Consider the following 404-nt stretch of genomic DNA (forward strand, 5'->3'; position numbering starts at 1 on the left):
ACACTGACGATGCCACCGATTTCATCACTGCTACCGGTGATGGTTGGCGTGGTATCGTTCGTTGCAGCAAGTGGATCAATATCAAAAGTAGGCGCTTGAGTGTCAATTACTCCGCCGTTTTCAGTGTCACTGGCGGTATTACCTGCCGCATCAGTGACGCTGCCATCCACTTGGAATGCGCCCTCTGCAAGCGGCGTCGGTATATCCACCGACCACGTACCATCTGCAAGCACTGTCGCGATTAAGGTTTGTACTGCCCCCGTCGCATCAGTGACGATGACACTGACGATGCCACCGATTTCATCACTGCTACCGGTGATGGTTGGCGTGGTATCGTTCGTTGCAGCAAGTGGATCAATATCAAAAGTAGGCGCTTGAGTGTCAATTACTCCGCCGTTTTCAGT

Annotated in this window: 1 protein-coding gene; it reads right to left on the reverse strand. The window is 52.2% G+C overall.

What is annotated here, in order from left to right; genetic code table 11:
• Positions 1–404, reverse strand: a 404-nt coding sequence (locus H5186_RS22770) for an Ig-like domain-containing protein (RefSeq protein WP_259399745.1), incomplete at both ends; no start/stop codon positions are given.

The sequence above is a fragment of the Pseudoalteromonas sp. SG41-2 genome (assembly GCF_014164535.1).
Lineage (GTDB): Bacteria > Pseudomonadota > Gammaproteobacteria > Enterobacterales > Alteromonadaceae > Pseudoalteromonas > Pseudoalteromonas rhizosphaerae.